At 77.9% G+C, this 1,482-nt stretch carries 1 pseudogene; it reads right to left on the bottom strand.

Going from position 1 to position 1,482, the window contains the following annotated elements:
- Positions 1-1,482, bottom strand: a pseudogene (locus NOD94_RS41045) (ATP-binding protein); the annotation flags it as partial.

The following is a 1,482-nucleotide window of genomic DNA, read 5'->3' as shown; positions in this document are numbered from 1 at the left end:
CCCGGGCAGGGCGACGGTGGCGGCGGTCGGCGGCGCGGCCGTCGGCGGCTCCAGCCGTAGCGGCGGGGAGGCCTGCGCCCGTGCCGCCTCCCGGTCGGTGACCAGGGCCAGCGCCCGGCGTCCGGCCACCGTTCCGCGCTTGTCGGCCAGCGCGCCGCGCAGCCCGATGGAGGCCTCCAGTTCGGCGCGCGCCCGGTCGAGGCGGCCCTCGCACAGCGCGAGCACGCCCAGCTCGTGGTGGAAGTAGGCCTGCTCGGCGACCTCCCCCGCCTTGCGCGCGGCCTCGGCGCCCGCACGCAGCGCCCGTTCCCAGGCCTCCCAGTGCAGGGAGGCCGCGAGGGCCGGGGCGGCCGTGCGGGCCAGGAGCACGGCGGCCACCACGTCGGCGCCCGCCAGGGCGGCCAGCACCGCGTCGGCCTCCGCCGCGACGCGCGTCGGGATCACCGAGGCGTGCCCGGTCCACCAGGCGTAGTGGCGGGCGGCGGTCCGGGCCTCCTCGGTGGAGGTCTCCCCGTACCCGGCCTCCTCCAACTGCCGGGCGACGCCCTCGGCGAGCCGGTAGCGGGGCCCGACCGGGGTGATCAGCCCGCAGCCGAGGAGTTCCGCGACGGCGGAGTCCGCGTGCGTGTCCCCGACCAGGGCGGGGAGGTGGGCGTGGTGCGGCAGCTCGCCGCCGAGCGCGCAGGCCATCCGCAGGGCGGCCCGGGCGGACTCGCTGACCCGGGACGCCAGCAGTTCGGCGGGCGCGGCGGCCTCGGCGAGGGTGGGCAGCGGGACGTGGGCGGGGTCGCGGGGGCGTTCCTCGAAGACGCCGGTTTCCTCGTCGTCGTCCTCGGAGGCGGCCCGGTTCAGTTCGTCGCGCTGACGCAGCAGTGCGGCCGCCTGGACGAAGCGCAGCGGCAACCCTTCGGAGGCGAAGCGCAGGTCACCTGCCCAGGTGGTCTCCTCCTCCGTCAGGGCCCGTCCGGTGGCGGCCTCCAGCAGCAGGACGCAGTCGGCCTTGCCGAGCCCGCCGAGGAAGACCTCCTCCAGGTGCGAGTCGTCGGAGGGGGCCTTGGTGTCGGGGGTGGCGGCGAGCAGGTAGGCGCATTCGGGGGTGGCGCGCAGCAGCTCGTCGAGCGCGGCGCCGCCCAGTTCCAGGTCGTCGAGGAGCACGATGGCGCCGATCTCACCGACCCGCGCGAGGAGTTCCGTACGGTCGGGCCGTTCGTCGCCGGAGTCGTGGACGGCCCCGTACAGCGCGTGGAGCAGTTCGCCGGGCTGGTGGTGGCCGTGGCCGCTGAGCCGGACGACCCCGTCCGGGGCGAGGCCCGCGCAGGCGGTGGCGACGGAGTCGAGGAGCGCGGTGCGGCCCGACCCGGCGGGTCCGGTGAGGCGTACGGAGCGGCCGCGGCCCAGCAGCCGGACGAGGCGCTCCCGTTCCTCGGCGCGCTCCAGGAGCGGCCGGGCGGGCAGCGGCGGTCCCGGCAGCACGGGCGGTCG

Origin of the sequence: Streptomyces sp. Isolate_45, assembly GCF_024721315.2 — a bacterium.
Classification (GTDB): Bacteria; Actinomycetota; Actinomycetes; order Streptomycetales; family Streptomycetaceae; genus Streptomyces.
Note: the sequence above shows the minus strand (reverse complement) of the source record. Positions and strands in the feature narration are given on the sequence as shown.